Origin of the sequence: Paenibacillus sp. H1-7 (genome assembly GCF_022354825.1) — a bacterium.
GTDB lineage: Bacteria > Bacillota > Bacilli > Paenibacillales > NBRC-103111 > Paenibacillus_S.
Genome location: NZ_CP031168.1, coordinates 468,313 through 490,000, shown reverse-complemented (window position 1 = coordinate 490,000; position 21,688 = coordinate 468,313). Strand labels below are relative to the sequence as shown.

Annotated in this window: 38 protein-coding genes; 1 reads left to right on the top strand and 37 read right to left on the bottom strand. The window is 46.1% G+C overall.

Translation table 11 applies throughout. The features are described 5' to 3' along the window. Nucleotides 1–594: a KinB-signaling pathway activation protein gene (locus DVH26_RS02400; protein WP_239630982.1), complete on the bottom strand. Its 594-nt coding sequence runs from the start codon at nt 592–594 to the stop codon at nt 1–3. 142 nt (nt 595–736) lie between these two features. Between DVH26_RS02400 and gerD the strand changes: the two genes are divergently transcribed. Further along, complete coding sequence (gerD, locus tag DVH26_RS02395) at nt 737–1,426, top strand: spore germination lipoprotein GerD (RefSeq protein ID WP_239630981.1); 690 nt, start codon at nt 737–739, stop codon at nt 1,424–1,426. Between the two features lie 67 nt (nt 1,427–1,493). Here gerD and DVH26_RS02390 read toward each other — a convergent pair whose 3' ends face one another. The 36 genes from DVH26_RS02390 to rplD all read right to left on the bottom strand — a co-directional run bounded on the left by DVH26_RS02390 (nt 1,494) and on the right by rplD (nt 21,678). After that, nucleotides 1,494–2,576, bottom strand: a complete 1,083-nt coding sequence (locus DVH26_RS02390) for a P-loop NTPase (RefSeq protein WP_239630980.1) — start codon at nt 2,574–2,576, stop codon at nt 1,494–1,496. A gap of 58 nt (nt 2,577–2,634) precedes the next feature. Next, nucleotides 2,635–3,387, bottom strand: coding sequence for an N-acetylmuramoyl-L-alanine amidase CwlD (gene cwlD, locus DVH26_RS02385; RefSeq protein WP_239630979.1), 753 nt, complete (start codon nt 3,385–3,387; stop codon nt 2,635–2,637). Nucleotides 3,388–3,450: 63 nt separating this feature from the next. Then, nucleotides 3,451–4,632, bottom strand: a complete 1,182-nt coding sequence (gene sat, locus DVH26_RS02380; protein ID WP_239630978.1) for a sulfate adenylyltransferase — start codon at nt 4,630–4,632, stop codon at nt 3,451–3,453. A gap of 21 nt (nt 4,633–4,653) precedes the next feature. Then, complete coding sequence (locus tag DVH26_RS02375) at nt 4,654–5,346, bottom strand: phosphoadenylyl-sulfate reductase (RefSeq protein WP_239630977.1); 693 nt, start codon at nt 5,344–5,346, stop codon at nt 4,654–4,656. Nucleotides 5,347–5,554: 208 nt separating this feature from the next. Then, entirely contained in the window at nt 5,555–5,947 is a 393-nt protein-coding gene (gene rpsI, locus DVH26_RS02370) for a 30S ribosomal protein S9 (protein ID WP_094018023.1), read from the bottom strand. A 20-nt stretch (nt 5,948–5,967) separates the two neighbouring features. Next, nucleotides 5,968–6,405 (bottom strand): 50S ribosomal protein L13, encoded by a 438-nt coding sequence (rplM, locus tag DVH26_RS02365; RefSeq protein ID WP_094018024.1) that lies wholly within the window; start codon nt 6,403–6,405, stop codon nt 5,968–5,970. Between the two features lie 241 nt (nt 6,406–6,646). Next, on the bottom strand, nt 6,647–7,408 hold the full coding sequence (truA, locus tag DVH26_RS02360) for a tRNA pseudouridine(38-40) synthase TruA (protein ID WP_239630976.1): 762 nt from the start codon (nt 7,406–7,408) through the stop codon (nt 6,647–6,649). 89 nt (nt 7,409–7,497) lie between these two features. After that, a complete protein-coding gene (gene rplQ / locus DVH26_RS02355; protein WP_239630975.1) occupies nt 7,498–7,863 on the bottom strand; it encodes a 50S ribosomal protein L17 in 366 nt (121 codons plus the stop codon). 39 nt (nt 7,864–7,902) lie between these two features. Continuing rightward, on the bottom strand, nt 7,903–8,847 hold the full coding sequence (locus DVH26_RS02350) for a DNA-directed RNA polymerase subunit alpha (protein WP_239630974.1): 945 nt from the start codon (nt 8,845–8,847) through the stop codon (nt 7,903–7,905). A gap of 125 nt (nt 8,848–8,972) precedes the next feature. Further along, the gene (gene rpsK, locus DVH26_RS02345) at nt 8,973–9,368 is read right to left on the bottom strand and encodes a 30S ribosomal protein S11 (protein ID WP_013921137.1); all 396 of its coding nucleotides are present in this window, start codon (nt 9,366–9,368) and stop codon (nt 8,973–8,975) included. A gap of 20 nt (nt 9,369–9,388) precedes the next feature. Beyond that, on the bottom strand, nt 9,389–9,757 hold the full coding sequence (gene rpsM / locus DVH26_RS02340) for a 30S ribosomal protein S13 (RefSeq protein WP_239630973.1): 369 nt from the start codon (nt 9,755–9,757) through the stop codon (nt 9,389–9,391). A 16-nt stretch (nt 9,758–9,773) separates the two neighbouring features. Then, nucleotides 9,774–9,887 carry a 50S ribosomal protein L36 gene (rpmJ, locus tag DVH26_RS02335; protein ID WP_003333770.1) on the bottom strand — a complete coding sequence of 38 codons (114 nt, stop codon included), beginning with the start codon at nt 9,885–9,887 and terminating at the stop codon, nt 9,774–9,776. 129 nt (nt 9,888–10,016) lie between these two features. Then, entirely contained in the window at nt 10,017–10,235 is a 219-nt protein-coding gene (gene infA / locus DVH26_RS02330) for a translation initiation factor IF-1 (protein WP_009676800.1), read from the bottom strand. Nucleotides 10,236–10,237: 2 nt separating this feature from the next. After that, on the bottom strand, nt 10,238–10,546 hold the full coding sequence (locus DVH26_RS02325) for a KOW domain-containing RNA-binding protein (protein WP_239630972.1): 309 nt from the start codon (nt 10,544–10,546) through the stop codon (nt 10,238–10,240). 8 nt (nt 10,547–10,554) lie between these two features. Continuing rightward, entirely contained in the window at nt 10,555–11,307 is a 753-nt protein-coding gene (gene map, locus DVH26_RS02320; RefSeq protein WP_239630971.1) for a type I methionyl aminopeptidase, read from the bottom strand. Beyond that, entirely contained in the window at nt 11,304–11,957 is a 654-nt protein-coding gene (locus DVH26_RS02315; RefSeq protein WP_239630970.1) for an adenylate kinase, read from the bottom strand. The genes map and DVH26_RS02315 overlap by 4 nt, the downstream gene beginning before the upstream one ends. An 84-nt stretch (nt 11,958–12,041) precedes the next feature. Next, nucleotides 12,042–13,343 carry a preprotein translocase subunit SecY gene (gene secY, locus DVH26_RS02310; protein WP_239630969.1) on the bottom strand — a complete coding sequence of 434 codons (1,302 nt, stop codon included), beginning with the start codon at nt 13,341–13,343 and terminating at the stop codon, nt 12,042–12,044. Beyond that, nucleotides 13,343–13,783 carry a 50S ribosomal protein L15 gene (gene rplO / locus DVH26_RS02305; protein WP_239630968.1) on the bottom strand — a complete coding sequence of 147 codons (441 nt, stop codon included), beginning with the start codon at nt 13,781–13,783 and terminating at the stop codon, nt 13,343–13,345. Before rplO ends, secY begins: the two co-directional genes overlap by 1 nt. A 37-nt stretch (nt 13,784–13,820) precedes the next feature. After that, nucleotides 13,821–14,009 carry a 50S ribosomal protein L30 gene (rpmD, locus tag DVH26_RS02300; protein ID WP_239630967.1) on the bottom strand — a complete coding sequence of 63 codons (189 nt, stop codon included), beginning with the start codon at nt 14,007–14,009 and terminating at the stop codon, nt 13,821–13,823. An 11-nt stretch (nt 14,010–14,020) separates the two neighbouring features. Further along, nucleotides 14,021–14,518, bottom strand: a complete 498-nt coding sequence (rpsE, locus tag DVH26_RS02295) for a 30S ribosomal protein S5 (protein WP_028552000.1) — start codon at nt 14,516–14,518, stop codon at nt 14,021–14,023. Nucleotides 14,519–14,548: 30 nt separating this feature from the next. Beyond that, nucleotides 14,549–14,917 (bottom strand): 50S ribosomal protein L18, encoded by a 369-nt coding sequence (gene rplR, locus DVH26_RS02290; RefSeq protein WP_239630966.1) that lies wholly within the window; start codon nt 14,915–14,917, stop codon nt 14,549–14,551. Between the two features lie 51 nt (nt 14,918–14,968). Further along, nucleotides 14,969–15,511, bottom strand: a complete 543-nt coding sequence (gene rplF / locus DVH26_RS02285; RefSeq protein ID WP_239630965.1) for a 50S ribosomal protein L6 — start codon at nt 15,509–15,511, stop codon at nt 14,969–14,971. Nucleotides 15,512–15,542: 31 nt separating this feature from the next. After that, nucleotides 15,543–15,941 (bottom strand): 30S ribosomal protein S8, encoded by a 399-nt coding sequence (gene rpsH / locus DVH26_RS02280; RefSeq protein ID WP_239630964.1) that lies wholly within the window; start codon nt 15,939–15,941, stop codon nt 15,543–15,545. A 31-nt stretch (nt 15,942–15,972) separates the two neighbouring features. After that, the gene (locus tag DVH26_RS02275; RefSeq protein WP_026326663.1) at nt 15,973–16,158 is read right to left on the bottom strand and encodes a type Z 30S ribosomal protein S14; all 186 of its coding nucleotides are present in this window, start codon (nt 16,156–16,158) and stop codon (nt 15,973–15,975) included. Between the two features lie 33 nt (nt 16,159–16,191). Continuing rightward, nucleotides 16,192–16,734, bottom strand: coding sequence for a 50S ribosomal protein L5 (rplE, locus tag DVH26_RS02270; RefSeq protein WP_239630963.1), 543 nt, complete (start codon nt 16,732–16,734; stop codon nt 16,192–16,194). A gap of 32 nt (nt 16,735–16,766) precedes the next feature. After that, nucleotides 16,767–17,120, bottom strand: a complete 354-nt coding sequence (rplX, locus tag DVH26_RS02265) for a 50S ribosomal protein L24 (RefSeq protein ID WP_239630962.1) — start codon at nt 17,118–17,120, stop codon at nt 16,767–16,769. Between the two features lie 80 nt (nt 17,121–17,200). After that, complete coding sequence (gene rplN / locus DVH26_RS02260; protein WP_239630961.1) at nt 17,201–17,569, bottom strand: 50S ribosomal protein L14; 369 nt, start codon at nt 17,567–17,569, stop codon at nt 17,201–17,203. A 41-nt stretch (nt 17,570–17,610) separates the two neighbouring features. Then, nucleotides 17,611–17,874: a 30S ribosomal protein S17 gene (gene rpsQ, locus DVH26_RS02255; RefSeq protein ID WP_239630960.1), complete on the bottom strand. Its 264-nt coding sequence runs from the start codon at nt 17,872–17,874 to the stop codon at nt 17,611–17,613. Nucleotides 17,875–17,897: 23 nt separating this feature from the next. Further along, on the bottom strand, nt 17,898–18,098 hold the full coding sequence (rpmC, locus tag DVH26_RS02250; protein WP_239630959.1) for a 50S ribosomal protein L29: 201 nt from the start codon (nt 18,096–18,098) through the stop codon (nt 17,898–17,900). Beyond that, a complete protein-coding gene (rplP, locus tag DVH26_RS02245) occupies nt 18,088–18,522 on the bottom strand; it encodes a 50S ribosomal protein L16 (protein WP_028552009.1) in 435 nt (144 codons plus the stop codon). Before rplP ends, rpmC begins: the two co-directional genes overlap by 11 nt. Before the next feature lie 2 nt (nt 18,523–18,524). Then, on the bottom strand, nt 18,525–19,190 hold the full coding sequence (gene rpsC, locus DVH26_RS02240) for a 30S ribosomal protein S3 (RefSeq protein WP_239630958.1): 666 nt from the start codon (nt 19,188–19,190) through the stop codon (nt 18,525–18,527). 13 nt (nt 19,191–19,203) lie between these two features. Further along, nucleotides 19,204–19,539 carry a 50S ribosomal protein L22 gene (gene rplV / locus DVH26_RS02235; RefSeq protein ID WP_239630957.1) on the bottom strand — a complete coding sequence of 112 codons (336 nt, stop codon included), beginning with the start codon at nt 19,537–19,539 and terminating at the stop codon, nt 19,204–19,206. 45 nt (nt 19,540–19,584) lie between these two features. Continuing rightward, the gene (gene rpsS / locus DVH26_RS02230; protein WP_239630956.1) at nt 19,585–19,863 is read right to left on the bottom strand and encodes a 30S ribosomal protein S19; all 279 of its coding nucleotides are present in this window, start codon (nt 19,861–19,863) and stop codon (nt 19,585–19,587) included. A 39-nt stretch (nt 19,864–19,902) separates the two neighbouring features. Continuing rightward, nucleotides 19,903–20,733, bottom strand: a complete 831-nt coding sequence (gene rplB, locus DVH26_RS02225) for a 50S ribosomal protein L2 (RefSeq protein ID WP_239630955.1) — start codon at nt 20,731–20,733, stop codon at nt 19,903–19,905. Nucleotides 20,734–20,764: 31 nt separating this feature from the next. Then, the gene (gene rplW / locus DVH26_RS02220; protein ID WP_028552014.1) at nt 20,765–21,055 is read right to left on the bottom strand and encodes a 50S ribosomal protein L23; all 291 of its coding nucleotides are present in this window, start codon (nt 21,053–21,055) and stop codon (nt 20,765–20,767) included. After that, nucleotides 21,055–21,678, bottom strand: coding sequence for a 50S ribosomal protein L4 (rplD, locus tag DVH26_RS02215; protein WP_239630954.1), 624 nt, complete (start codon nt 21,676–21,678; stop codon nt 21,055–21,057). The genes rplW and rplD overlap by 1 nt, the downstream gene beginning before the upstream one ends. Nucleotides 21,679–21,688: the final 10 nt, after the last annotated feature.

The window sequence follows — 21,688 nt, the reverse complement described above, 5'->3', positions numbered from 1 at the left end:
TTATAGCGGCTCTTTGTCTGTTTTCAGTACTTTGGATAAAATTAAAATTTGCCATGCATTGCTCGCAATCAAAGGAACCATCATAAAAATAGTGGATGCCGCGGTATTCAGACGAATGGCCGGGATGGCTTCTACAGCCGTTACAACGGTCATGAAGAACAAGGTCGGAATAAATCCGTTGCGGTTGGTGAGCTTTACTTTCCAAGCCGATATCGCCAAGCCAGCTAGCAGCATAAAAAAGGGTAAGAGAGAATAGGACAGCCAGCTATCTCCAGGATTATGACGCAGGATAACAAGGTCTATAATAGCTACGATAACCAATATAATCTGCACTGTATCCCAAACCCATTTTTTTCTTATGATCCCCATCATAATGAATCGGACAATCAAATACGCAAAAAAACCCATTTGGCTTAATACACTGATTGTTGCTCCACCAAGAAGCATTGTCAAAATATTGTAGCCGATCTCGTTGCCCCCCAGAAAACTGAACTGCTGATCGTTAGCTTGTAAAATAACTCCTGTGATCAAGGCGCTGACGGCACCGATCAGCAAAGTTGTCCAAAATAAATAGAACCACTTTCTTAACGTCACATTGTCGACCCCCAAAGCTTCATCTCTTCAAAAGTTAATTGTACCAACGTTCACAAAAAAAAGCCAATAAACCGGCGGAGTGAAAGTTCGTATCGCAGCAAATACTAAGGCCATATTCTTGTTAGGAAAGGAGCTCTAAGCAATGATGAAGCGATGGTGGCAATATGTTTCCCTCCTTCTTGTTCTTATGATTCTGGCTTCCTGCGGCTCGGATAAGCAAGCTTCGCAATCACATGGCGGCAGTTATAAAGATACAAAGACGATGGTGCTGGATATTTTGAAGACGGAAGACGGCAGGAAAGCCATTCAGACGGCCATTGAGAGGACAAATACGCTCGCTCAATCCGAAGGCCAAATGAAGCTCTTGGCGGCGGGAGACGGTCAGCAAATTCAATTGGCGGTAAAGGATGTTTTGACGGATACGTCGAACAACAAGTTTTTGCAAAATGTCATAACCGACCCCAAATTTGCAGGACAATTTGCCAAAGCGATTCAAAAAGATACGAAGCAGCTGCAAAAAGAGCTGATGAAAGACCCGGAGTACCAAAAAACGCTGATGGATGCAATGAAAAATCCGGATTTTGAAAAAATGCTGATGGATACGATGAAAGGCCCTCAGTATCGTTCGCAAATGAAGACCGTCATGCAGGAATCGCTGCAAAGTCCTTTATTTCGCCTTGAGCTGATGAATTTGATGAAAAAAGTGCTCGAAGAGGAATCCATGCCGAAAGAACAGGGCCAAGGGAAACAAGCCGGCGGCGGTGGTGGCGGAGGCGGGCAAGAACAGAAGAAGCAGGACCAATCGGATCAAAAAGAGAAAAGTCAGCAGTAATAGTAGAACGAAGACAAAAAGGAGCTGCCCTGAACTGTTGGTTAACAGCTTAGGCAGCTTCTTGCGCTTACTCCGCTTTATTGATCACTTTGCGTGCTAGATCCACATAAAGCTTACCTGTTTCGGAATCCTGTTTGTACACCGACGGAGAATAGTCAGGTTCAGCAACATGATTATCCGGAGCGCCAAGAGGCACTTGTATCAGCAGATCGGTATGCAGCTCTTCCGCAAGCTTGGCTCCCCCGCCCCTGCCGAACACATAATCCTTTTCTCCGCATTTGCCGCACTGATAGTAGGACATATTCTCAACGATACCGATGATTTCGTGATTGGTGTGCTTAGCCATAGCTCCAGCCCTGGCGGCAACGAAAGCCGCTGTAGCATGAGGCGTCGTGACGATAATTTCCTTGCTTTGCGGAATCATCTGATGAACATCCAGGGCAACGTCTCCCGTACCTGGCGGCAAATCAAGCAATACGTACTCGACATCGCCCCAGTTGACTTCCTGGAAGAAGTTGCGCAGCATTTTGCCGAGCATTGGGCCGCGCCAAATTACCGGAGTATTCTCTTCGACGAAGAAGCCCATCGAAATCACCTTTACGCCGAAACGCTCGATCGGTACGATACGATTGCCTACAAGCTCCGGTTTGTCTTCGATTCCCATCATATCCGGTACGCTGAAGCCATAAATATCGGCATCGATAAGGCCGACTTTTTTGCCAAGCCTTGCAAGTGCGACAGCCAGGTTTACGGTTACGGTGGACTTGCCTACACCACCCTTGCCGCTCGCAATGGCAATAAAGTGTACGCCGGCCTCAGGAGCCAGTATATCGCGTACAGCGGCCGTTTCGGTGTTGGCTTGTACCGTATGCTCCTGCAGCTTGCGCGCCGCTTCATTGCGGTCATACTCGGTCATGGGACGAAACCGCAAATGAACCTCGCCCGCACCGGCGTTCCGGAAGGCAACGGAAATTTGCTCCTGCAGCTGCTCCTTATAAGTCTCATCTTCATTAGATAACAAGACGGTTGCCGAAACGCGTCCTTCTTTAATAACAACATCCCGGATCAACTGAAGCTCAGTCAGTCCGAGCTGGAATTCCGGATCATGAAGATGCTGTACTGTATTTAATAGTTGTTCTTTAGTAAGCAACGAATTTCACCTCAGCCGATGATAAGTATGGTACTTCCCTTATTATATCATAATTTTGTTAGTAACCCACTTTTTCACCGGCGTAGTATCTTAAGATGCCCTGGTAGATGGAGGCAGCGACTTTTTTCTGGTAGGACGGATTTTTCAGCAAATTCGCTTCGGCTGGATTGGAGAGGAATCCAACTTCGACCAGAGAGCTAGGGACTTTAACCGTTTTGAGCAAATAGTTGCCCTCCAGCGGCTTGGCGACCCTGTCCGTATTTTTCAGATTTTGCTTGATTTCATCTTGAATTAATGCCGCTAACATTCCGCTATCCTTATGATTCGGGTAATAAAATGTTTGCGCACCGGACCATTTGGCGGAAGGAATGCTATTTAAATGAACGCTGACAAATAAATCGGCATTTTGCTTGGATATAAATTGCGCCCGGTTTATTAAGTCCTCCGTCTTCCTCTTGCTGTACCCTTTGGTCGACGGCTCGGCCAAATCCTGGTCGCTTTCTCTGGTCATAACGACAATCGCCCCGGCTTCCTGCAAATAGTCTCTCAGATGCATCGTAATCGCCAGGTTAATGTCCTTCTCAATAAGTCCATCCTTGTTCTCCGCCCCTCCATCCGGACCGCCGTGACCCGCATCCAGCGCGATCGTCTTGCCTGACAGCGGCATCGTCCAATACGTCCACGTCTTGGTTGCGGGCAGCTCATACGTAAATAGAAACAGCATGAGAACAACAAGCATAGCGGACATGACTAACTTCAAGCTGCTGTGCATCGTGAGCCAGACTACGACCCTTTTCCTCCTTTTAAACATGAAAAATCCACCTCACATCCCATAGACTCTGTAACATCTTATGGGACAGGGTGGACAAATATGCTACGAATTCGTAGGCTCGAACTGTTCTCTCATACCTTCGATCAGCACTTCCGCAACCTCAGGACGGGTAAATTGCGGAGGAGGGCATTGGCCGCCTCGCAGCAGCGCGCGAACCTTCGTTCCTGACAAATGGAGATGCTCCGCCTTGTCGTGCGGGCACGTTTTGCTGGATGCCATATTGCCGCATTTGGTGCAAAAGAAGCTGTGCTCGAAAAATAACGGGGTAATCCCCAGCTCTTCGCTGGTAAAGTTTCTGAAAATTTCTTGTGCTTCATACGTTCCGTAATAGTCGCCGACACCAGCATGGTCTCGGCCGACGATGAAGTGGGTGCAGCCGTAATTTTTACGTACCATAGCATGGAAAATGGCTTCTCGAGGCCCTGCATAGCGCATAGCGGCCGGGAATACGCCAAGGAACGTGCGATTCCTCGGATAGTAGTTCTCAAGCAATACAAGGTAGCTGCGCATCCGAACGTCGGCGGAGATATCGTCGGATTTGGTTTCCCCCACGAGTGGGTTCAAAAACAACGCATCGACAATCTCCATTGCACTCTTCTGGATATACTCATGTGCGCGGTGAACAGGGTTCCTCGTCTGAAATCCTACGACGCTTTTCCAGCCTTTCTCAACGAACAACCGCCTAGTTTCCGACGGATCGAAGTAATATTGCTGGAACTTCTCCGGCTTCGAACGGTTCAATACTTGAATCGGTCCGCCCACATAAACAGAAGGGCGTGAGAACAGCTTCTGCACGCCTGGATGGGCTTCGTCATCGGTTTTAAATACTTTGAGAGCCTCATGCCTTTGGTCCGCGGTATAGACGCTTTGAACATCCAAAATGCCGTAAACAATGCCGTCCTGCTCGCCGATCAGCGCAGCTTGCTCACCAAGCTTGAGGCCCTCCGCTACGCTTTCCTCTACAGCCAAAGTCACCGGTATGCTCCATACCGTTCCGTCCGCCAAGCGCATCCGCTCGACAACCGATTCATAATCTTCCTTGCCAAGAAATCCGGTCAATGGAGAAAACGCTCCTACGCCAATCAGATCAAGATCAGATATCGTCCAGGAATTAACCTTTAAAGGAACCAAACCTTTTGCCAGCTCCAACAAACGTTCTCTCTCTGCACCATCAACAACTCGATTGATTAAGACACCACCGTGTGGTTGAATCGTTTCTGCCATTGCTGCATTACCTCCTCAATATTATTTGTGGAGACCGCATTCCGTCTTCTCGAAGCCGGACCAGCGTCCAGCACGAGGATCTTCTCCTACTGCTACCTGACGTGTACAATGCTCGCAACCGATACTTGGGTAATTTCGATCGTGCAATGGGTTATATATAATATTATTCGTGCGGATATAATTCCAGACATCTTCCGAGGTCCAGGAAGCCAAAGGATTGAATTTTACCAAACCGAACTTTGTGTCATACTCGACTTTTCTGGCATTCGCCCGTGTAGGAGCTTGATCGCGGCGAATTCCCGTGATCCAGGCAGCGTAATTTTTGAGGATATCGGTCAGCGGGTCTACTTTACGGATATTGCAGCATTGCGTAGGATTGCCTTTCCACAGCTCATCACCATACTGCTCCGCTTGCTCGCTTAATGTCAGTTTAGGGAGCACTTGAACGAATTCAACACCGTAGTGCTGCTGTAATCTATCCCGAGTTTCATAGGTCTCTTTAAAGTGTACGTTCGTATCTAAGTAAAATATGTCGGTTTTGGGGCTTACCTTCTGGAGCATATCGACCAATACGACGTCCTCTGCCCCGAAACTACAGGCTAAAGTAATGTTCGGAAACTTCTCAACCGCCCAGGCAATCAGAGCTTCCGGACTTTGTGTTTCAAACTGCTCTGCTGCTTCTTGTATGAGCTTCTCTTTTTCAAATAAATTCATTACTGTTCCTCCCATCTTATAATCCCGAGTATATTACTATGTTTTGTTGTATATATAATTATATCTCAACCCTACTTTTTGTCAATTTAAAATTTACTTGGGCCATTCTTTATAGTATGAGGTGCCCAGAACTTGGTGAAATAAAAAAACAAAAAAACCTTTCCACCGTAATAGTGAAAAGGTCTTTGTATATTTCGTATAAAGAAAATTAACGCTTGGAGAACTGAGGCGCACGACGAGCGGCTTTCAAGCCGTATTTCTTACGCTCTTTCATACGAGGGTCACGAGTCAAGAATCCGGCTTTTTTCAAAGAACCGCGGAATTCTGGATCTGCCTTCAACAAAGCGCGGGAGATACCGTGACGGATTGCTCCTGCTTGTCCGGAAATACCACCGCCGTTAGCGATAACCAATACATCGTATTTGCCCAATGTTTCGGTCAGGTTCAGCGGTTGTTTCACGATCAATTTCAATGTTTCAAGACCAAAGTACTCATCCAAGTTACGTTTATTGATAATGATTCGGCCTTCGCCTGGTACGAGACGTACACGTGCTACCGAATGCTTACGACGACCTGTTCCATAATATTGAACTTGTGCCACAAAACAGTCCTCCCTTTATCTTAACCGCGAAGTTCCCAAACTTCAGGTTGTTGTGCTTGATGCGGATGCTCAGAACCAGCATATACTTTCAGTTTCGTCTTCATGCTGTCGCCAAGACGATTTTTTGGAAGCATGCCGTGAATTGCGAATTCAAGCACACGCTCCGGTTTTGTGTTCAACAAATCTTGAGCGGAAGTTACTTTCAAACCGCCGGAGTACAAAGAGTGACGATAGTACATTTTGTTTTGCAATTTCTTACCGGTCAATCTGATTTTCTCTGCATTAATGACGATTACAAAATCACCAGTATCCACGTGAGGCGTGAATTGAGGCTTGTGCTTGCCGCGGATGATGCTAGCAGCTTCGCTTGCAAGACGACCCAGAGTTTTGTCTGTCGCGTCAATAATGTACCATTTGCGCTCTACTTCATTAGGCTTAGCCATATATGTGGTACGCATGAATAGTTCCTCCTAAACATTGTTCGCTTCGGTGCTTACGCTTTGATGAAATGACACAGTCATGTGATGATTGTGAAGACAAAAGGTCATTCCATCACCAAATCTATCTGTATCAAACGTTTAATTTGTCATGTTGGGTAAATCAGCAGCCTTCTCTTGACCCGGGGCCGTGGGTTAGCCGATCAAGAAACGCCAAGTGATATTTTACTATAAATCTGACAGGAAATCAAGTCTTGATTGATTATTCATCGTACAAAACTTCCCACATCATCAGTCCGTGTGGCACAGCCGTAGGCCCTGCTTTAGCACGGCTCTGAGCAGCCAGGATGTCCCGCATCGATTCACTCGTACGTTTCCCTTCTCCCACCTGGATCAAGGTACCTGCAACGATTCTCACCATGTTGTATAAAAACCCGTTACCGGTCAAATAAATATGAATAGCAAACGATTGCAGCACCGGATCCACCGGCTCGCACTCCAGCCTGGCTTCATATATCGTTCTGACGTGCGATAACTTCGTGGATCGGACCGAGCAGAAGGACGTAAAGTCATGCGTCCCCTCAAGCCACTGCAGCCCCTCACGCATCGCTTCCGTGTTTAAGGACGTAGGATGGAAAAACTCCATATGCCGCTTAAACAGGTCGGGATGGCGTCCACAACGGATTGTATAGCGGTACGTTTTCCGAACAGCCGATCTTGTCGAGTGAAACGCAAGATCCACTTCCCTCGCACCGCTCACGACGATATCCTCCGGCAGCCTTGTATTGAGCGCCATGCACCAACGGTTTACCGGAATTTGCGATTCCGTATAAAAGTTGATCACTTGGCCGCGGGCATGTACTCCCGCATCCGTCCGGCCCGACGATGTAAGCTTCACCCGTTCCCCCGTCAGGGAGAACACGGCTTGCTCCAATACATCCTGAACCGTGTTCTTGCTAGGCTGCGTTTGAAATCCGTTGTAAGCTGTCCCGTCATAACTGACGGTCATGCATATATTTCTCACGGCCGTCCTCCATTATCCGTTCGAGCTTAAGCTACAAAAAAAAGGGTTTCATCAGAATCATGAGATCCCGTCCACCCTTTCCCACCCTTTTATGCACGATCTACTAATTCTAAATATACCATTGGCGCTGCATCGCCGCGGCGAGGACCCAGCTTCAAGATTCTGGTGTATCCGCCTTGACGCTCAGCATAGCGTGGAGCCAATTCAGCAAATAGCTTTTGGATCGCATCTTGATTCTCGTTAACTGCTTCACGACGTACAAAGGAAGCAACTTGACGGCGAGCATGAAGATCTCCGCGTTTTGCCAACGTGATTAGTTTTTCTGCAATAGAGCGCAATTCTTTAGCTTTCGCTTCCGTAGTTTGGATGCGCTCGTGTATGAACAAGTCAGTTACCAGGTCACGGAACAATGCTTTACGTGCGCTGGAATCACGACCTAACTTTTGGTATGCCATTTATGTGCAACCTCCTTCTGCTTAATGATTACCTGACGCTTAGTCTTCCATTCTGAGGCCAAGTCCAAGCTCTTCGAGCTTCTCTTGAACTTCTTCCAAGGATTTGCGTCCAAGATTACGAACCTTCATCATGTCTTCTTCCGTTTTCGTAATCAATTCTTGTACCGTATTAATACCCGCACGCTTCAGGCAGTTGTAAGAACGAACAGAAAGATCGAGTTCTTCGATCGTCATTTCCAACACTTTCTCTTTCTTGTCCTCTTCTTTTTCCACCATGATCTCGGCATCCTTAGCTTCATCGGTAAGACCGACAAACAGCATCAGATGCTCAGTCAAGATTTTAGCGCCCAAGCTAACGGCTTCTTCAGGTCGAATACTTCCATCGGTCCAGACTTCGAGGGTTAGTTTGTCGTAGTTGGTAACTTGGCCGACGCGAGTGTTTTCTACGCTGTAGTTGACGCGGGTAATCGGAGTGTAGATCGAATCAATAGGGATGACGCCGATTGGCTGATCTTCCTTCTTGTTCTTGTCCGCTTGAACATATCCGCGTCCCCGATTCGCATGAATGCGCATATGAAGACGTGCATCGGAGGATAGTGTAGCGATATGCAGATCCGGGTTAAGAATCTCCACATCACTGTCACCACGAATATCGCCGGCAACGACTGGTCCTTCACCTTCAGCATCAATTTCCAACACTTTCTCTTCGTCGGAATGAATCTTTAACGATAGCCCTTTGAGGTTAAGGATAATCTCCGTAACATCTTCCATGACACCTGGAACGGTGGAGAACTCATGCAGCACTCCGTCAATTTGGACAGAGGTTACTGCTGCCCCCGGTAGCGAGGACAGCAAGATTCTGCGAAGCGAATTCCCCAGTGTCGTTCCATAGCCTCTCTCAAGAGGCTCTACAACAAACTTGCCGTAAGTGCCATCCTCACTCAATGATACGGTTTCTATTTTCGGCTTTTCGATTTCGATCATTTATAACCCTCCTTCAAAACGTCGTTTCCCTCTGGATAACTTAAGACGCATAGAACGTGCAGTATGCCTATCCAAACAGTATTCACAACTTTTGGATATTTATACCACTCTTTTGCAATCCTGAATTAGACACGACGACGTTTTGGAGGACGGCAACCGTTATGTGGAATTGGAGTCACGTCTTTAATCAGGTTAACTTCCAAACCAGCTGCTTGAAGTGAACGGATTGCTGCTTCACGACCAGCGCCAGGACCTTTAACCATAACTTCAACGGCTTTCATGCCATGTTCCATAGCTGCTTTGGCAGCAGATTCTGCAGCCATTTGCGCAGCAAACGGTGTGCTTTTACGGGAACCTTTGAAGCCCAGGTTACCGGCACTTGCCCAGGAAATTGCGTTCCCGTGCGGATCCGTAATAGTTACAATCGTATTGTTAAACGTAGAGCGGATATGAGCCACTCCGGAGTCGATATTTTTCCGATCACGGCGTTTTGTACGAACAACTTTTTTAGGTTTAGCCATTTATTTGTTAACCTCCTTTACTATTTCTTCTTGTTAGCTACAGTACGACGAGGACCTTTACGCGTACGAGCGTTAGTTTTAGTACGTTGACCACGAACAGGCAAGCCGCGACGATGACGAACACCACGGTAGCATCCGATTTCGATCAAACGTTTGATGTTCAGTGCGATTTCACGACGAAGGTCGCCTTCCACCTTAACGGTTTTGTCGATCGCGTCACGAAGTTTGCTTACTTCATCTTCAGTCAAGTCACGAACGCGAGTCGAAGGGCTAACACCAGTGTTGGCCAAAATTGTCTCCGAAGTCGTTCTGCCGATACCGAAAATGTATGTCAAAGCGATCACTACGCGTTTGTCACGCGGCAAGTCTACACCAGCAATACGTGCCATTTATAGGAGCACCTCCTTAACCTTGTTTTTGTTTATGCTTAGGGTTTTCGCAAATTACCATTACATTACCTTTGCGGCGAATGACTTTGCATTTTTCGCAAATAGGTTTGACCGATGGTCTTACCTTCATTGTTATTACCTCCTAAGAGCTTGCGCTAGCAAGCTAACTTCGTAAGAGTAGGCTTATGTTTTTCGCGAGAAAAACTTGCTTCGAAAGCATGACTGAGCTTACGCTAGCAAACCAAACTACAACTGACATCTATTTAAAACGATAGGTTATACGGCCTCTGGTCAAGTCATAAGGGGAAAGTTCCACTGTCACTTTATCTCCAGGCAGGATCCGGATAAAATGCATTCTGATTTTACCGGAAACATGAGCAAGAATTTTATGACCGTTCTCGAGTTCCACCTTAAACATTGCATTAGGAAGAGGTTCAATCACTGTACCTTCAACTTCAATTACATCTTCTTTGGCCACAGTCATTCTCCTTTCTCTTGCGCTTCTGATTTCATTGGTTCCACATACTTATTCAGTGCAAAACGTAATTTCCCGTTCGTCACACGACCGCTTTCCTTCAAGCTGTCCACTACTTCGCTGCTGATCGCTTGCAATAACTCGAGATGATTCAAGTTTTTCTTTTTAGGTTGATCGAACTTCCGTTTGTCGCCGTCGGCAATCCAGACGAATCGTTGGTCTTCGACGTTGATTATTACGGCGTACTTCCCGGAGTCCTTTCCGCGAACGATCCTAACAATTTGTCCGAGCTGTGGAATGTTAGCCGAATCCAATCTATCACCTACGTCCGAGACTGCGTCAATATTTCGTAACCGTCTGGAGTGATAGCGATGGTATGCTCAAAATGCGCGCACAGTGTGCCATCCACTGTAACAACCGTCCAATTGTCTTCGAGGGTCTTAACATACCGTTCACCGACGTTGACCATTGGCTCAATTGCTAATACCATTCCCGGCTTCAGGCGAGGACCTCGACCTGGGATGCCGTAATTCGGAATTTGAGGTTCTTCATGAAGCTCTGTCCCTACACCATGCCCTACATACTCTCGAACAATGGAAAAACCTTCATCCTCGACGCATTTTTGAATCGCGTGGGAGATAGTGTACAATCGCGCATCCGGTTTGGCTTCCGCAAGACCCGCATATAGAGAACGTTCCGTCACTTCCAGCAGCTTGCGCGCTGTGTCCGAGATATTCCCTACGCCATACGTCCAAGCGGAGTCACCATGGTATCCTTTATAGTTTGCACCGATATCGATACTGATGATGTCGCCATCTTTTAGCTTACGCCCACTGGGTATGCCGTGTACCAATTCATCATTGACTGAAGCACAGATGCTGCCAGAAAAACCGTTATAGCCTTTAAAAGATGGGGTTGCGCCCTGACTGCGAATATATTCTTCTGCGATTTGATCCAGCTCTTTAGTTGTAATATCGGGCTGAACGGATTTCTGCAACAAGCGATGCGTATCGGCTACAATGCGGCCGGCTTCTCTCATTAACTCCAATTCAGCTGCAGACTTACAAATGATCATTCCGCTTGCCCTCGCAATAGTGAACTGATTTGTGTAGTAACCGCACTTATTTCTTGCTCACCGTTAACCTCACGCAAATTTCCTTTGTTACGGTAATACGACAAAAGAGGTGCTGTCTTGTTCGTGTATTCGTCAAGACGGGTACCGACTTTTTCTTCGGTATCGTCCGATCTTTGATACAATTCGCCGGAACATTTATCACACACATTTTCACGTGCAGGAGGGTTAAACAAGATGTGGTACGTAGCTCCACAAGACTTACAGATTCTTCGACCAGTCAAACGAGCCAAAAGCAGATTGCGATCTACTTTCAAATTGATTACATGGTCTATGCTTCTTCCCAAGGATGCCATTATGTCGTCCAGCGCTTCCGCTTGAGAGATCGTTCTTGGAAATCCGTCAAGCAAAAAGCCTTTCTCACAATCCGGCTGCTGCAAGCGCTCCTTGACGATACCGATAGTGATTTCGTCAGGTACGAGCAAGCCCTGGTCCACATATTTTTTTGCTTCCAATCCAAGTGCCGTTTCCTGTTTCATAGCCAAACGGAATGCATCACCGGTTGAAATATGCGGGATTTGAAACTCATTAACGATTCCTTCCGCCTGCGTACCTTTACCTGCACCAGGAGGTCCCATAAAGATCACGTTCATAATGACTTCCTCCCCATCGCATCAAATGATGCTAACAGCACAATAGGTGCCGATAGCCAATAAATAACTACCAGAACCTATTTGCTATTTATTAATGAAGCCTTTGTAGTGACGCTTGATCAATTGGCTTTCGATCTGCTTCATCGTCTCCAAACCTACACCGATAACGATCAGCAAGGAAGTACCGCCGATGCTTACCGAACTAGGCAAGCCTGCTAAGCTTCCAAGGAGCATAGGCAGGATGGAGATCGCGGACAAGAACAAAGCGCCCGACAAGGTAATGCGAGTCATCACTCTTGTCAAGTAAACGGAAGTGGTTTTACCTGGGCGGATACCCGGGATATAGCCTCCGTTTTTCTTCATTTGATCCGCCATTTGCTCAGGGTTAATCTGAACAAACGTGTAGAAGAACGTAAACCCAATAATCAGCAGAACATACAAAACCATCCCTATTGGATGAGTATAGTTCAGGTTCGTAATAATCCAGTCCGCTACCGGATTACCTCTCCAGAAGCTCGCAAGCGTAGGAGGGAATACAAGAAGCGAAAGTGCAAAGATAACTGGAATTACGCCTGCTGCATTAACCTTCAAAGGGATATGCGTCGATTGTCCACCATACATCTTGCGGCCGACTACCCGTTTCGCATACTGAACCGGAATTTTACGAACGCCCTGCTGCACGAAGATAACCCCAGCAATCAAAGCGATAACGACGATTGCGATAATGACCATCTTGATGACGTTCAAGAACAATGCGTCGCCTGCATCCGTAAACTCGGACTTCACGATTTGCGAAATTCCCGTAGGGATAGCAGCCACGATCCCCGCAAAGATGATCATGGAAATACCATTGCCAATTCCATTCTCAGTGATTTGTTCCCCTAACCACATCAAAAATGCGGTTCCCGCGGTAAGAACAATAGCAATCAATATATACGTTGTGACTGTTGGATTTACAACCAAGCCGGCATAGATCCGGTTAAAACCGATAGCTAAGCCAAACGCCTGGATAAGACCCAACACGATTGTTCCGTAACGGGTAATTTGAGCAAGCTTCTTTCTTCCGACTTCGCCTTCTTTAGCCCATTGTGCAAACCTTGGGATTACATCCATCGACAACAGCTGAACTATGATCGAGGACGTAATGTAAGGCATGATTCCCATCGCAAAGATGGAGAACTGGAACAAAGCGCCGCCGGAGAAGGTGTTCAGCAAGCCAAACACATCACTAGAATTAGCCCGATCCTGCATTTTCAAAATGTCCGTGTTAATGTTAGGTACCGGTATAAAAGCACCAATTCGGTAGACGATCAATACCAGCAAGGTAAATATAATCCTACGTCTTAAATCGTCCACTTTAAAAATATTGGAAATGGTACGAAACATTAAATCACCTCGGTTTTACCGCCGGCAGCCTGAATTTTCTCTACCGCAGATTGAGAGAACTTATTAGCTTTTACGTTAAGCTGTACCGTAATCTCGCCATTACCCAAGATTTTGATTCCGTCTCTTGCACTTTTCACAACACCGGACTCAAGCAGCAATTCTGGAGTAACTTCAGTTCCAGCAGCAAACTTGTTAAGCTCGGTCAGATTCACAATCGCGAATTCCTTACGGAAACGGTTAGTGAAACCACGCTTAGGCAAGCGACGATATAGAGGATTTTGACCTCCTTCAAAACCTGGACGAACACCACCGCCGGAACGAGCGTTTTGCCCTTTATGACCGCGAGTAGCTGTTTTACCCATTCCGCTTCCGATACCGCGGCCTACACGTTTACGAGCCTTACGGGATCCTTCAGCAGATGCAAGTTCATGCAACTTCATCGTTTGCACCTCCTCTAATACATTTTGTTGTGCGCTATTATGCTTCGATTTCTTTAACTTCGATCAAATGACTTACTTGGTTGACCATGCCGCGGATAGCCGCATTGTCGTTATGTGTAACCGATTGATGCAGCTTACGGAGTCCAAGGGAAGTAACTGTACGACGTTGTACTTCCGGACGACCGATCAGGCTGCGTTTGAGGGTGATTTGCAATTGCTTAGCCATTGGTTTCCCTCCTAACCTAACAGTTCTTCAACGGTTTTGCCACGCAGTTTTGCAACTTCTTCAGCACGCTTCAGACGCTGCAATCCTTCCAATGTAGCATTAACCATGTTGATGGAGTTAGAAGAACCTAGGGATTTTGTCAAGATGTCGCCTACACCTGCAAGTTCCAGCACGGCGCGAACAGGTCCGCCTGCGATAACTCCGGTACCTTTGGAAGCTGGCTTCAGAAGAACGCTGCCTGCTCCGAATTTACCGATTACCAAGTGAGGGATTGTAGTTCCAACGATAGGTACATGAATCAGGTTTTTCTTGGCATCTTCGATACCTTTGCGAATCGCATCAGGTACTTCACCAGCTTTACCGATTCCTGCGCCTACCCAGCCTTTGCCGTCGCCTACAACGACCAATGCGCTGAAGCTGAAGCGACGTCCGCCTTTTACTACTTTAGCTACGCGATTAATGTTAACAACTTTTTCAGTTAACTCTAAAGTATTGGGATCAATACGCAAGTGACTTTACCTCCTTATTAAATGGTTTTATTAGAATTCAAGACCAGCTTCACGAGCTGCATCAGCCAAAGCTTGCACACGACCATGGTACAGGTATCCGCCGCGGTCAAATACTACTTGCACAACACCGTTATTTTTAGCGCGCTCTGCAATCAATGCTCCGACCTTGCGAGCTGCTTCAACGTTACCGCCGTTACCGATGCTGTCTTTCAACTCTTTATCTTGAGTCGAAGCGGAAGCGATCGTTACACCTTTCACATCGTCGATCAATTGAGCGTACATGTGTTTGGAGGAACGGAAGATATTCAAGCGTGGACGCTCAGTCGTACCTTGAATTTTCTTACGAACACGAAGGTGTCTTTTCAAACGGGCTTTATTTTTATCGCCTTTAGTAATCATTCTTGGTTCACTCCTTTCAGCTTGAATGAGAGGTTACCGCATTACGCGATCTTATTTCTTCTTACCAGCTTTACCTTCTTTGCGAAGGATGCGCTCGCCTTCATACTTAATACCTTTACCTTTATAAGGCTCTGGTTCACGTACGGAACGAACTTTCGCTGCTGTAGCTCCGACCAACTCTTTATCGATACCTTTAACGATGATCTTAGTGTTCGAAGGAACTTCGAATTCGATGCCGTTCTCAGGCTCGATTTCTACCGGATGAGAGTAACCTACGTTCAAAACCAGCTTGTTACCAGTTTTGTTGGCACGGTAACCTACACCAACCAGCTCAAGGGATTTTACGAAGCCTTCCGTTACGCCATTAACCATGTTGGCAACAACACTTCTTGTCGTACCGTGAAGGGAACGATGTAATTTATTATCAGAAGGACGCTCGACAGAAATTTCACTTTCTGTAACAACTACCTTCATATCTCTGTGTAATTCGCGGCTCAACGTTCCTTTAGGACCTTTTACCGTAATCAGGGTATTGTCCAAAGTTACATTAACTCCACCTGGAATTGTAATTGGTTTGCGACCAATACGGGACATGGTTTGCACCTCCGTTCATTTGAATTCTGTATTACCACACGTAGCAGATAACTTCTCCGCCTGCTTTGGATTGACGAGCTTCTTTGTCGGTCATAACGCCTTTGGATGTGGAAATGATTGCAATTCCCAATCCACCCAGAACGCGAGGAACCTCTTGGCTTTGAGTGTAAACGCGCAAGCCAGGTTTGCTGATTCTTTTCAATCCGGAGATAACGCGCTCGTTGTTAGGGCCGTATTTCAAGAAAAGACGGATAATCCCTTGCTTGTTATCCTCGATATATTCAGCGTCACGGATAAAGCCTTCCTTCTTCAAGATCTCAGCGATTTCTCTCTTGATCGTCGAAGCAGGGATTTCAACTGTTTCATGACGCACTACGTTTGCATTGCGAATACGAGTAAGCATATCTGCAATTGGATCTGACATCACCATATTGTGAACCTCCTTCCCGAAACTAGGGTAATTACCAGCTTGCCTTTTTAACGCCAGGGATCTGGCCTTTGTATGCTAATTCACGGAAACAAATTCTGCAAATTTTGAATTTCCGTAGAACGGAATGCGGACGACCACAGCGTTCGCAGCGTGTATACGCCTGTACCTTAAACTTAGGAGGGCGCTGCTGCTTAACTTTCATCGAAGTTTTTGCCACTTACTTTTACACCTCCGCTTTGTACCGTTTCGATTACTTCGTAAACGGCATTCCTAATTGGGTTAATAATTCACGGGACTCTTCGTCAGTATTAGCTGTCGTTACGATAACGATATCCATACCCCGAACTTTGTCCACTTTATCGTACTCGACTTCAGGGAAAATCAATTGTTCTTTAAGACCCAACGTGTAGTTACCGCGTCCGTCGAATGCTTTGTTGGAAACACCACGGAAGTCACGAACCCGAGGAAGTGCCACATTGAACAATTTGTCCAAGAAATGATACATACGCTCGCCGCGCAATGTTACTTTCACACCGATTGGCATATTTTCACGCAGTTTGAAACCTGCGATCGATTTTTTTGCTTTAGTTACTACTGGCTTTTGACCAGCGATCAGCTGAAGATCTTGAACTGCAACGTCAAGCACTTTGGAATTGGAAACCGCCTCACCAACACCCATGTTGATAACGACTTTCTCAATTTTAGGAACTTGCATAACAGTGGAGTAGCTGAACTTTTGCATCAACGAAGGTGTAACTTCGTTCAGAAAACGATCTTTTAATCTTGCTGTCATGTTTCATGTACCTCCTTTCCTAACTTATACGATTAATCGATGACTTCACCGGATTTTTTAGCAATACGCACTTTTTTGCCGTTGTCCAATACTTTGTAACCTACACGCGTAGGTTGGCCGCTCTTAGGATCAACCAGCATCACGTTAGAAACGTGAATTGGTGCTTCTTGAGTGATGATACCGCCTTGTGGATTAGCTTGCGATGGTTTCGTGTGCTTCTTGATCAAGTTCACACCTTCAACCAAAACGCGGTTCTCACGAGGGTATGCTGCGATTACGCGACCTTTTTTACCTTTGTCTTTACCAGTAATCACGAACACGGTATCGTCTTTTTTCACGTTCAACTTGTTATTGTAAGACTCTAACTTCTTACCTTTGTTTGGCATCGAAATTCCACCTCCTAAGAGTTTTCGTTAGAAAACCCACATCGTAAGCACTGCTTTATTTAACCGAACACGGTTACTGATTAGATAACTTCCGGTGCAAGAGATACGATTTTCATGAAATCTCTGTCACGAAGCTCACGAGCAACTGGTCCAAAGATACGAGTTCCGCGAGGACTCTTGTCATCTTTTACGATAACAGCTGCATTTTCGTCAAAGCTGATGTAAGAACCGTCTTTACGACGAGCACCGCTCTTTGTACGAACGATAACTGCTTTAACTACATCACCTTTTTTGACAACGCCACCTGGTGTTGCTTCTTTCACGGAGCAGATGATCAAATCACCGATATGTCCCACACGACGACCTGTACCACCCAACACACGGATACACATAAGCTGTTTTGCACCAGAGTTGTCAGCCACATTTAAGCGAGATAGAGGTTGAATCATTGTTTAAACCCTCCTTCCGGAATTGATGCATTGTGCATATCTTAAACGATAACCGCTTTTTCTACTACTTCAACCAGTCTCCAACGCTTGTCTTTGGAGATCGGACGAGTTTCCATGACTCTTACAACGTCACCGATTTGAGCTTCATTGTTTTCATCATGAGCTTTGAATTTCTTCGTATATTTAATTCTCTTGTGGTAAAGGTTATGCTTTTTGTAAGTCTCAACAGCAACAACGATGGTTTTGTCCATTTTGTTGCTCACGACTTTACCAACTTGAGTTTTACGTTCGTTACGTTCACTCATGGGAGATCCTCCTCTCTCGTTCATTAACTAATGATACCCAGTTCTCTTTCACGCAAAACAGTCTTTGCACGAGCAATCTCTTTGCGGACTTCTCGAATCTGAACTGGGTTATCCAGTTGACCGGTAGCCAGTTGAAAACGGAGGTTAAAGAGTTGTTCCTTAAATCCGGCAACCTTTTGTTCAATCTCAGCAGTGGTTAAGTTGCGAAATTCACTAGCTTTCATTTGCTTCACCACCTACATCTTCTCTTTTAACAAACTTCGTTTTGATCGGCAGCTTGTGAGAAGCAAGACGCATTGCTTCGCGAGCAATCTCTTCACTTACGCCGGCAAGTTCAAACATGATTTTACCTGGCTTAACAACAGCAACCCATTTTTCTACGTTACCTTTACCGCTACCCATCCGGACTTCAAGAGGTTTTTGCGTAATTGGCTTCGCAGGGAAAATTTTGATCCAAACTTTACCGCCCCGTTTGATATAACGAGTCATTGCAATACGGGCAGCTTCGATTTGACGGTTAGTCACCCAAGCAGGCTCCATAGCTTGCAAACCATATTCGCCGAAATGTACTTCTGTACCGCCTTTAGCACGTCCGCGCATGTTACCGCGATGCTCTTTACGGTGTTTTACACGTTTAGGAACTAACATGATTAGTTGCCTCCTTCCGTTACAGCCTTTTTCTTAGCCGTTGGAAGAACTTCGCCACGATAGATCCATACTTTTACGCCGATACGACCGTAAGTGGTGTGAGCTTCTGCTGTACCATAGTCGATATCCGCACGCAACGTATGAAGAGGTACTGTACCCTCGCTGTATCCTTCCGTTCTGGCGATTTCCGCTCCACCCAAACGACCGCTTACTGATGTCTTGATCCCTTTAGCTCCGGCTCTCATCGATCTTTGGATCGCTTGTTTCATCGCACGACGGAAAGAAACGCGACGCTCCAATTGTTGAGCGATACTTTCAGCAACAAGGATTGCATCCAGTTCAGGGTTTTTGATTTCAGAGATGTTGATGTGAATCTTTTTGCCGTTAGTCAGTTTGGAAATGTAGTTACGAATAACTTCCACTTCCGAACCACCCTTACCGATAACCATACCAGGCTTCGCCGTATGAATAGTAACATTAACACGGTTAGCAGCACGCTCAATATCAATATGGGAAACAGCCGATTCCTTCAGCTTTTCTTTAAGGTATTCGCGGATTTTCACGTCCTCAAGCAGCAAATCGCCGAAATCTTTACCAGCGTACCACTTGGATTCCCAATCGCGGATAATACCAATTCTAAGTCCTACCGGGTTTACTTTCTGACCCACACGTTATCCCTCCTTATTTTTCAGATACCACTAATGTAATGTGGCTGGTACGTTTATTAATACGGCTCGCACGTCCCATTGCGCGAGGACGGAATCTTTTCATTGTTGGACCTTGGTTAACATAAGCCTGAGAGATCACCAAGCTGTTAGGATCCATGGAGTAGTTGTGCTCAGCATTTGCGATAGCCGAGTTCAGAACCTTCTCCACAATCGGGGATGCCGCTTTTGGAGTGTGACGCAAAATTGCGATCGCTTCTCCAACTTGCTTGCCGCGGATCAAGTCTACCACCAATTGCGCCTTACGAGGAGCAATGCGGACGAATCTTGCAATAGATTTAGCTTCTTGCATGGAAGTACCTCCTCTCATCTACAACTCATATTGCGAAACGCTCAATTAGCGTTTACCTGTTTTCTTGTCATCATCGTGACCTTTGTAAGTACGAGTTGGCGCAAACTCACCCAGTTTGTGTCCAACCATATCCTCAGTAACATAAACCGGCACGTGCTTTCTACCATCGTACACCGCAAATGTGAATCCGATAAATTGCGGGAAAATAGTGGAGCGGCGAGACCAAGTTTTGATTACTTGTTTCTTCGTAGTGTCACCTTGCGCTTCGACTTTCTTAAGAAGATAGCCGTCAACGAAAGGGCCTTTTTTCAAACTGCGACCCATGTTTCGTTCCTCCCTTCATTAATCGTAACGAGAATGAAATTACTTCGTACGACGACGAACGATATATTTATCAGAAGCTTTGCCTTTTTTACGAGTTTTATAACCAAGAGTCGGTTTACCCCATGGAGACATCGGGGATTTACGTCCGATTGGAGCGCGGCCTTCACCACCACCGTGAGGGTGATCGTTAGGGTTCATTACAACCCCGCGCACTTCTGGTCTTTGACCCAACCAGCGGGAACGTCCGGCTTTACCGATTTTAACCAGCTCGTAGTCTTCGTTACCTACGGATCCGATCGTAGCGCGGCAAACTTTGAGGACTTTTCTTACTTCGCCGGAAGAAAGACGAATGGTTACATACTCATCTTCTTTACCGAGCAATTGAGCTTCTGTACCGGCAGCGCGTACCAATTGTCCGCCTTTACCTGGTTTCAACTCAATGTTGTGGATCACAGTACCTACAGGAATGTTTTCAAGAGGCAGTGCATTACCGATCTTGATATCCGCGCCAACGCCGGACACGATTTGATCGTCCACTTTCAAGCCTTTAGGAGCGATGATGTAACGCTTCTCACCATCAGCATAGTGAATCAAAGCGATGTTAGCCGAACGGTTCGGGTCATACTCGATAGTAGCAACGCGTCCAGGTATTCCATCTTTGTTCCGTTTGAAGTCGATAATCCGGTATTTACGCTTATGTCCACCACCGTGGTGACGAACCGTAATTTTACCTTGGTTATTGCGACCTGCTTTTTTGCTCAGAGGAGCCAGCAAGGACTTCTCCGGTGTGGATGTCGTGATTTCTTCAAATGTAGAAACCGACATAGCACGTCTTGCAGGTGAAGTTGGTTTATATTTTTTGATTGGCACTTGGATTCCCTCCTTACTTTAAAAGAATTAATTACGCGTTCTCGAAGAATTCGAGTTCTTTGCTGTCTGCGCTCAAGGAAACAATCGCTTTTTTCCACTCGGATGTATATCCGGAATGACGACCGTAACGCTTAGGCTTAGCAGGCATTCTCAATGTGTTAACATTCGTTACTTTCACTTTGAAAATAGACTCAATGGCCTGCTTGATTTCCGTCTTGTTCGCACGGAGTTCCACTTCGAAGACATATTTCTTCTCGGCCATCATATCACTCGTACGCTCAGTGATCACAGGGCGCTTAATAATGTCGCGAGGGTTCTTCATTACGCAAACACCTCCTCTACCTTCTGTACCGCGTCCTTAGTAATGATCAGCTTGTCATAAACCATAACATCAAGCACGTTAATTCCTTCAGCAACTACAAACTTAACGCCAGGAATGTTGCGTGCGGACAATGCTACGTTTTCTTCGTAACCAGCCGTTACTACCAAAGCTTTGCGGTCTACTTTCAGGTTGCTAAGAATCGCTGCAAAATCTTTAGTCTTCGGTTGAGCCAATTGCAATTGATCCAACACGATGATTTCATTTCCAATTACCTTGGAAGATAATGCAGATTTAATCGCAAGACGACGAACTTTTTTAGGCAGCTTGTAGGAATAGCTCCGAGGAGTCGGTCCGAATACTACGCCGCCACCTTTCCATTGAGGAGCACGAATACTACCTTGACGTGCACGGCCTGTACCTTTTTGTTTCCAAGGTTTACGACCACCGCCGCGAACTTCGGAACGTCCCTTTACCTTATGAGTACCAAAACGCAGAGAAGCGCGCTGCATCAGAACAGCCTCGTTCAACACGTGAACGTGAGGTTCAATTCCGAATACGGAATCCGACAATTCAACTTCTCCCACTTGGGAACCACTAACGTTGTATAATGCTACTTTTGGCATCTGTAATCCT

Coding starts and splice junctions, on each gene's coding strand:
- rpsM (WP_239630973.1), bottom strand. CDS start 9,757: ATGGCACGTATTGCTGGTGTAGACTTGCCGCGTGACAAACGCGTAGTG.
- cwlD (WP_239630979.1), bottom strand. CDS start 3,387: ATGTTTAAAAGGAGGAAAAGGGTCGTAGTCTGGCTCACGATGCACAGC.
- secY (WP_239630969.1), bottom strand. CDS start 13,343: ATGTTTCGTACCATTTCCAATATTTTTAAAGTGGACGATTTAAGACGT.
- rplO (WP_239630968.1), bottom strand. CDS start 13,783: ATGAAGTTGCATGAACTTGCATCTGCTGAAGGATCCCGTAAGGCTCGT.
- rpmC (WP_239630959.1), bottom strand. CDS start 18,098: ATGAAAGCTAGTGAATTTCGCAACTTAACCACTGCTGAGATTGAACAA.
- map (WP_239630971.1), bottom strand. CDS start 11,307: ATGATCATTTGTAAGTCTGCAGCTGAATTGGAGTTAATGAGAGAAGCC.
- rplR (WP_239630966.1), bottom strand. CDS start 14,917: ATGATTACTAAAGGCGATAAAAATAAAGCCCGTTTGAAAAGACACCTT.
- rplX (WP_239630962.1), bottom strand. CDS start 17,120: ATGCCAAACAAAGGTAAGAAGTTAGAGTCTTACAATAACAAGTTGAAC.
- sat (WP_239630978.1), bottom strand. CDS start 4,632: ATGGCAGAAACGATTCAACCACACGGTGGTGTCTTAATCAATCGAGTT.
- rpsK (WP_013921137.1), bottom strand. CDS start 9,368: ATGGCTAAACCTAAAAAAGTTGTTCGTACAAAACGCCGTGATCGGAAA.
- DVH26_RS02315 (WP_239630970.1), bottom strand. CDS start 11,957: ATGAACGTGATCTTTATGGGACCTCCTGGTGCAGGTAAAGGTACGCAG.
- rpsH (WP_239630964.1), bottom strand. CDS start 15,941: ATGGTGATGTCAGATCCAATTGCAGATATGCTTACTCGTATTCGCAAT.
- rpsS (WP_239630956.1), bottom strand. CDS start 19,863: ATGGGTCGCAGTTTGAAAAAAGGCCCTTTCGTTGACGGCTATCTTCTT.
- rplQ (WP_239630975.1), bottom strand. CDS start 7,863: ATGGCATACCAAAAGTTAGGTCGTGATTCCAGCGCACGTAAAGCATTG.
- DVH26_RS02375 (WP_239630977.1), bottom strand. CDS start 5,346: ATGAATTTATTTGAAAAAGAGAAGCTCATACAAGAAGCAGCAGAGCAG.
- rplF (WP_239630965.1), bottom strand. CDS start 15,511: ATGTCCCGTATTGGTCGCAAACCAATTACAATTCCAGGTGGAGTTAAT.
- rplP (WP_028552009.1), bottom strand. CDS start 18,522: ATGTTAGTTCCTAAACGTGTAAAACACCGTAAAGAGCATCGCGGTAAC.
- DVH26_RS02350 (WP_239630974.1), bottom strand. CDS start 8,847: ATGATCGAAATCGAAAAGCCGAAAATAGAAACCGTATCATTGAGTGAG.
- rpmD (WP_239630967.1), bottom strand. CDS start 14,009: ATGGCTAAGCAATTGCAAATCACCCTCAAACGCAGCCTGATCGGTCGT.
- rplN (WP_239630961.1), bottom strand. CDS start 17,569: ATGATTCAACCTCTATCTCGCTTAAATGTGGCTGACAACTCTGGTGCA.
- rpmJ (WP_003333770.1), bottom strand. CDS start 9,887: ATGAAGGTAAGACCATCGGTCAAACCTATTTGCGAAAAATGCAAAGTC.
- rpsQ (WP_239630960.1), bottom strand. CDS start 17,874: ATGAGTGAACGTAACGAACGTAAAACTCAAGTTGGTAAAGTCGTGAGC.
- rplD (WP_239630954.1), bottom strand. CDS start 21,678: ATGCCAAAAGTAGCATTATACAACGTTAGTGGTTCCCAAGTGGGAGAA.
- gerD (WP_239630981.1), top strand. CDS start 737: ATGATGAAGCGATGGTGGCAATATGTTTCCCTCCTTCTTGTTCTTATG.
- rplW (WP_028552014.1), bottom strand. CDS start 21,055: ATGAAGAACCCTCGCGACATTATTAAGCGCCCTGTGATCACTGAGCGT.
- rplE (WP_239630963.1), bottom strand. CDS start 16,734: ATGACAGCAAGATTAAAAGATCGTTTTCTGAACGAAGTTACACCTTCG.
- rplM (WP_094018024.1), bottom strand. CDS start 6,405: ATGCGTACCACATATATGGCTAAGCCTAATGAAGTAGAGCGCAAATGG.
- rplV (WP_239630957.1), bottom strand. CDS start 19,539: ATGCAAGAAGCTAAATCTATTGCAAGATTCGTCCGCATTGCTCCTCGT.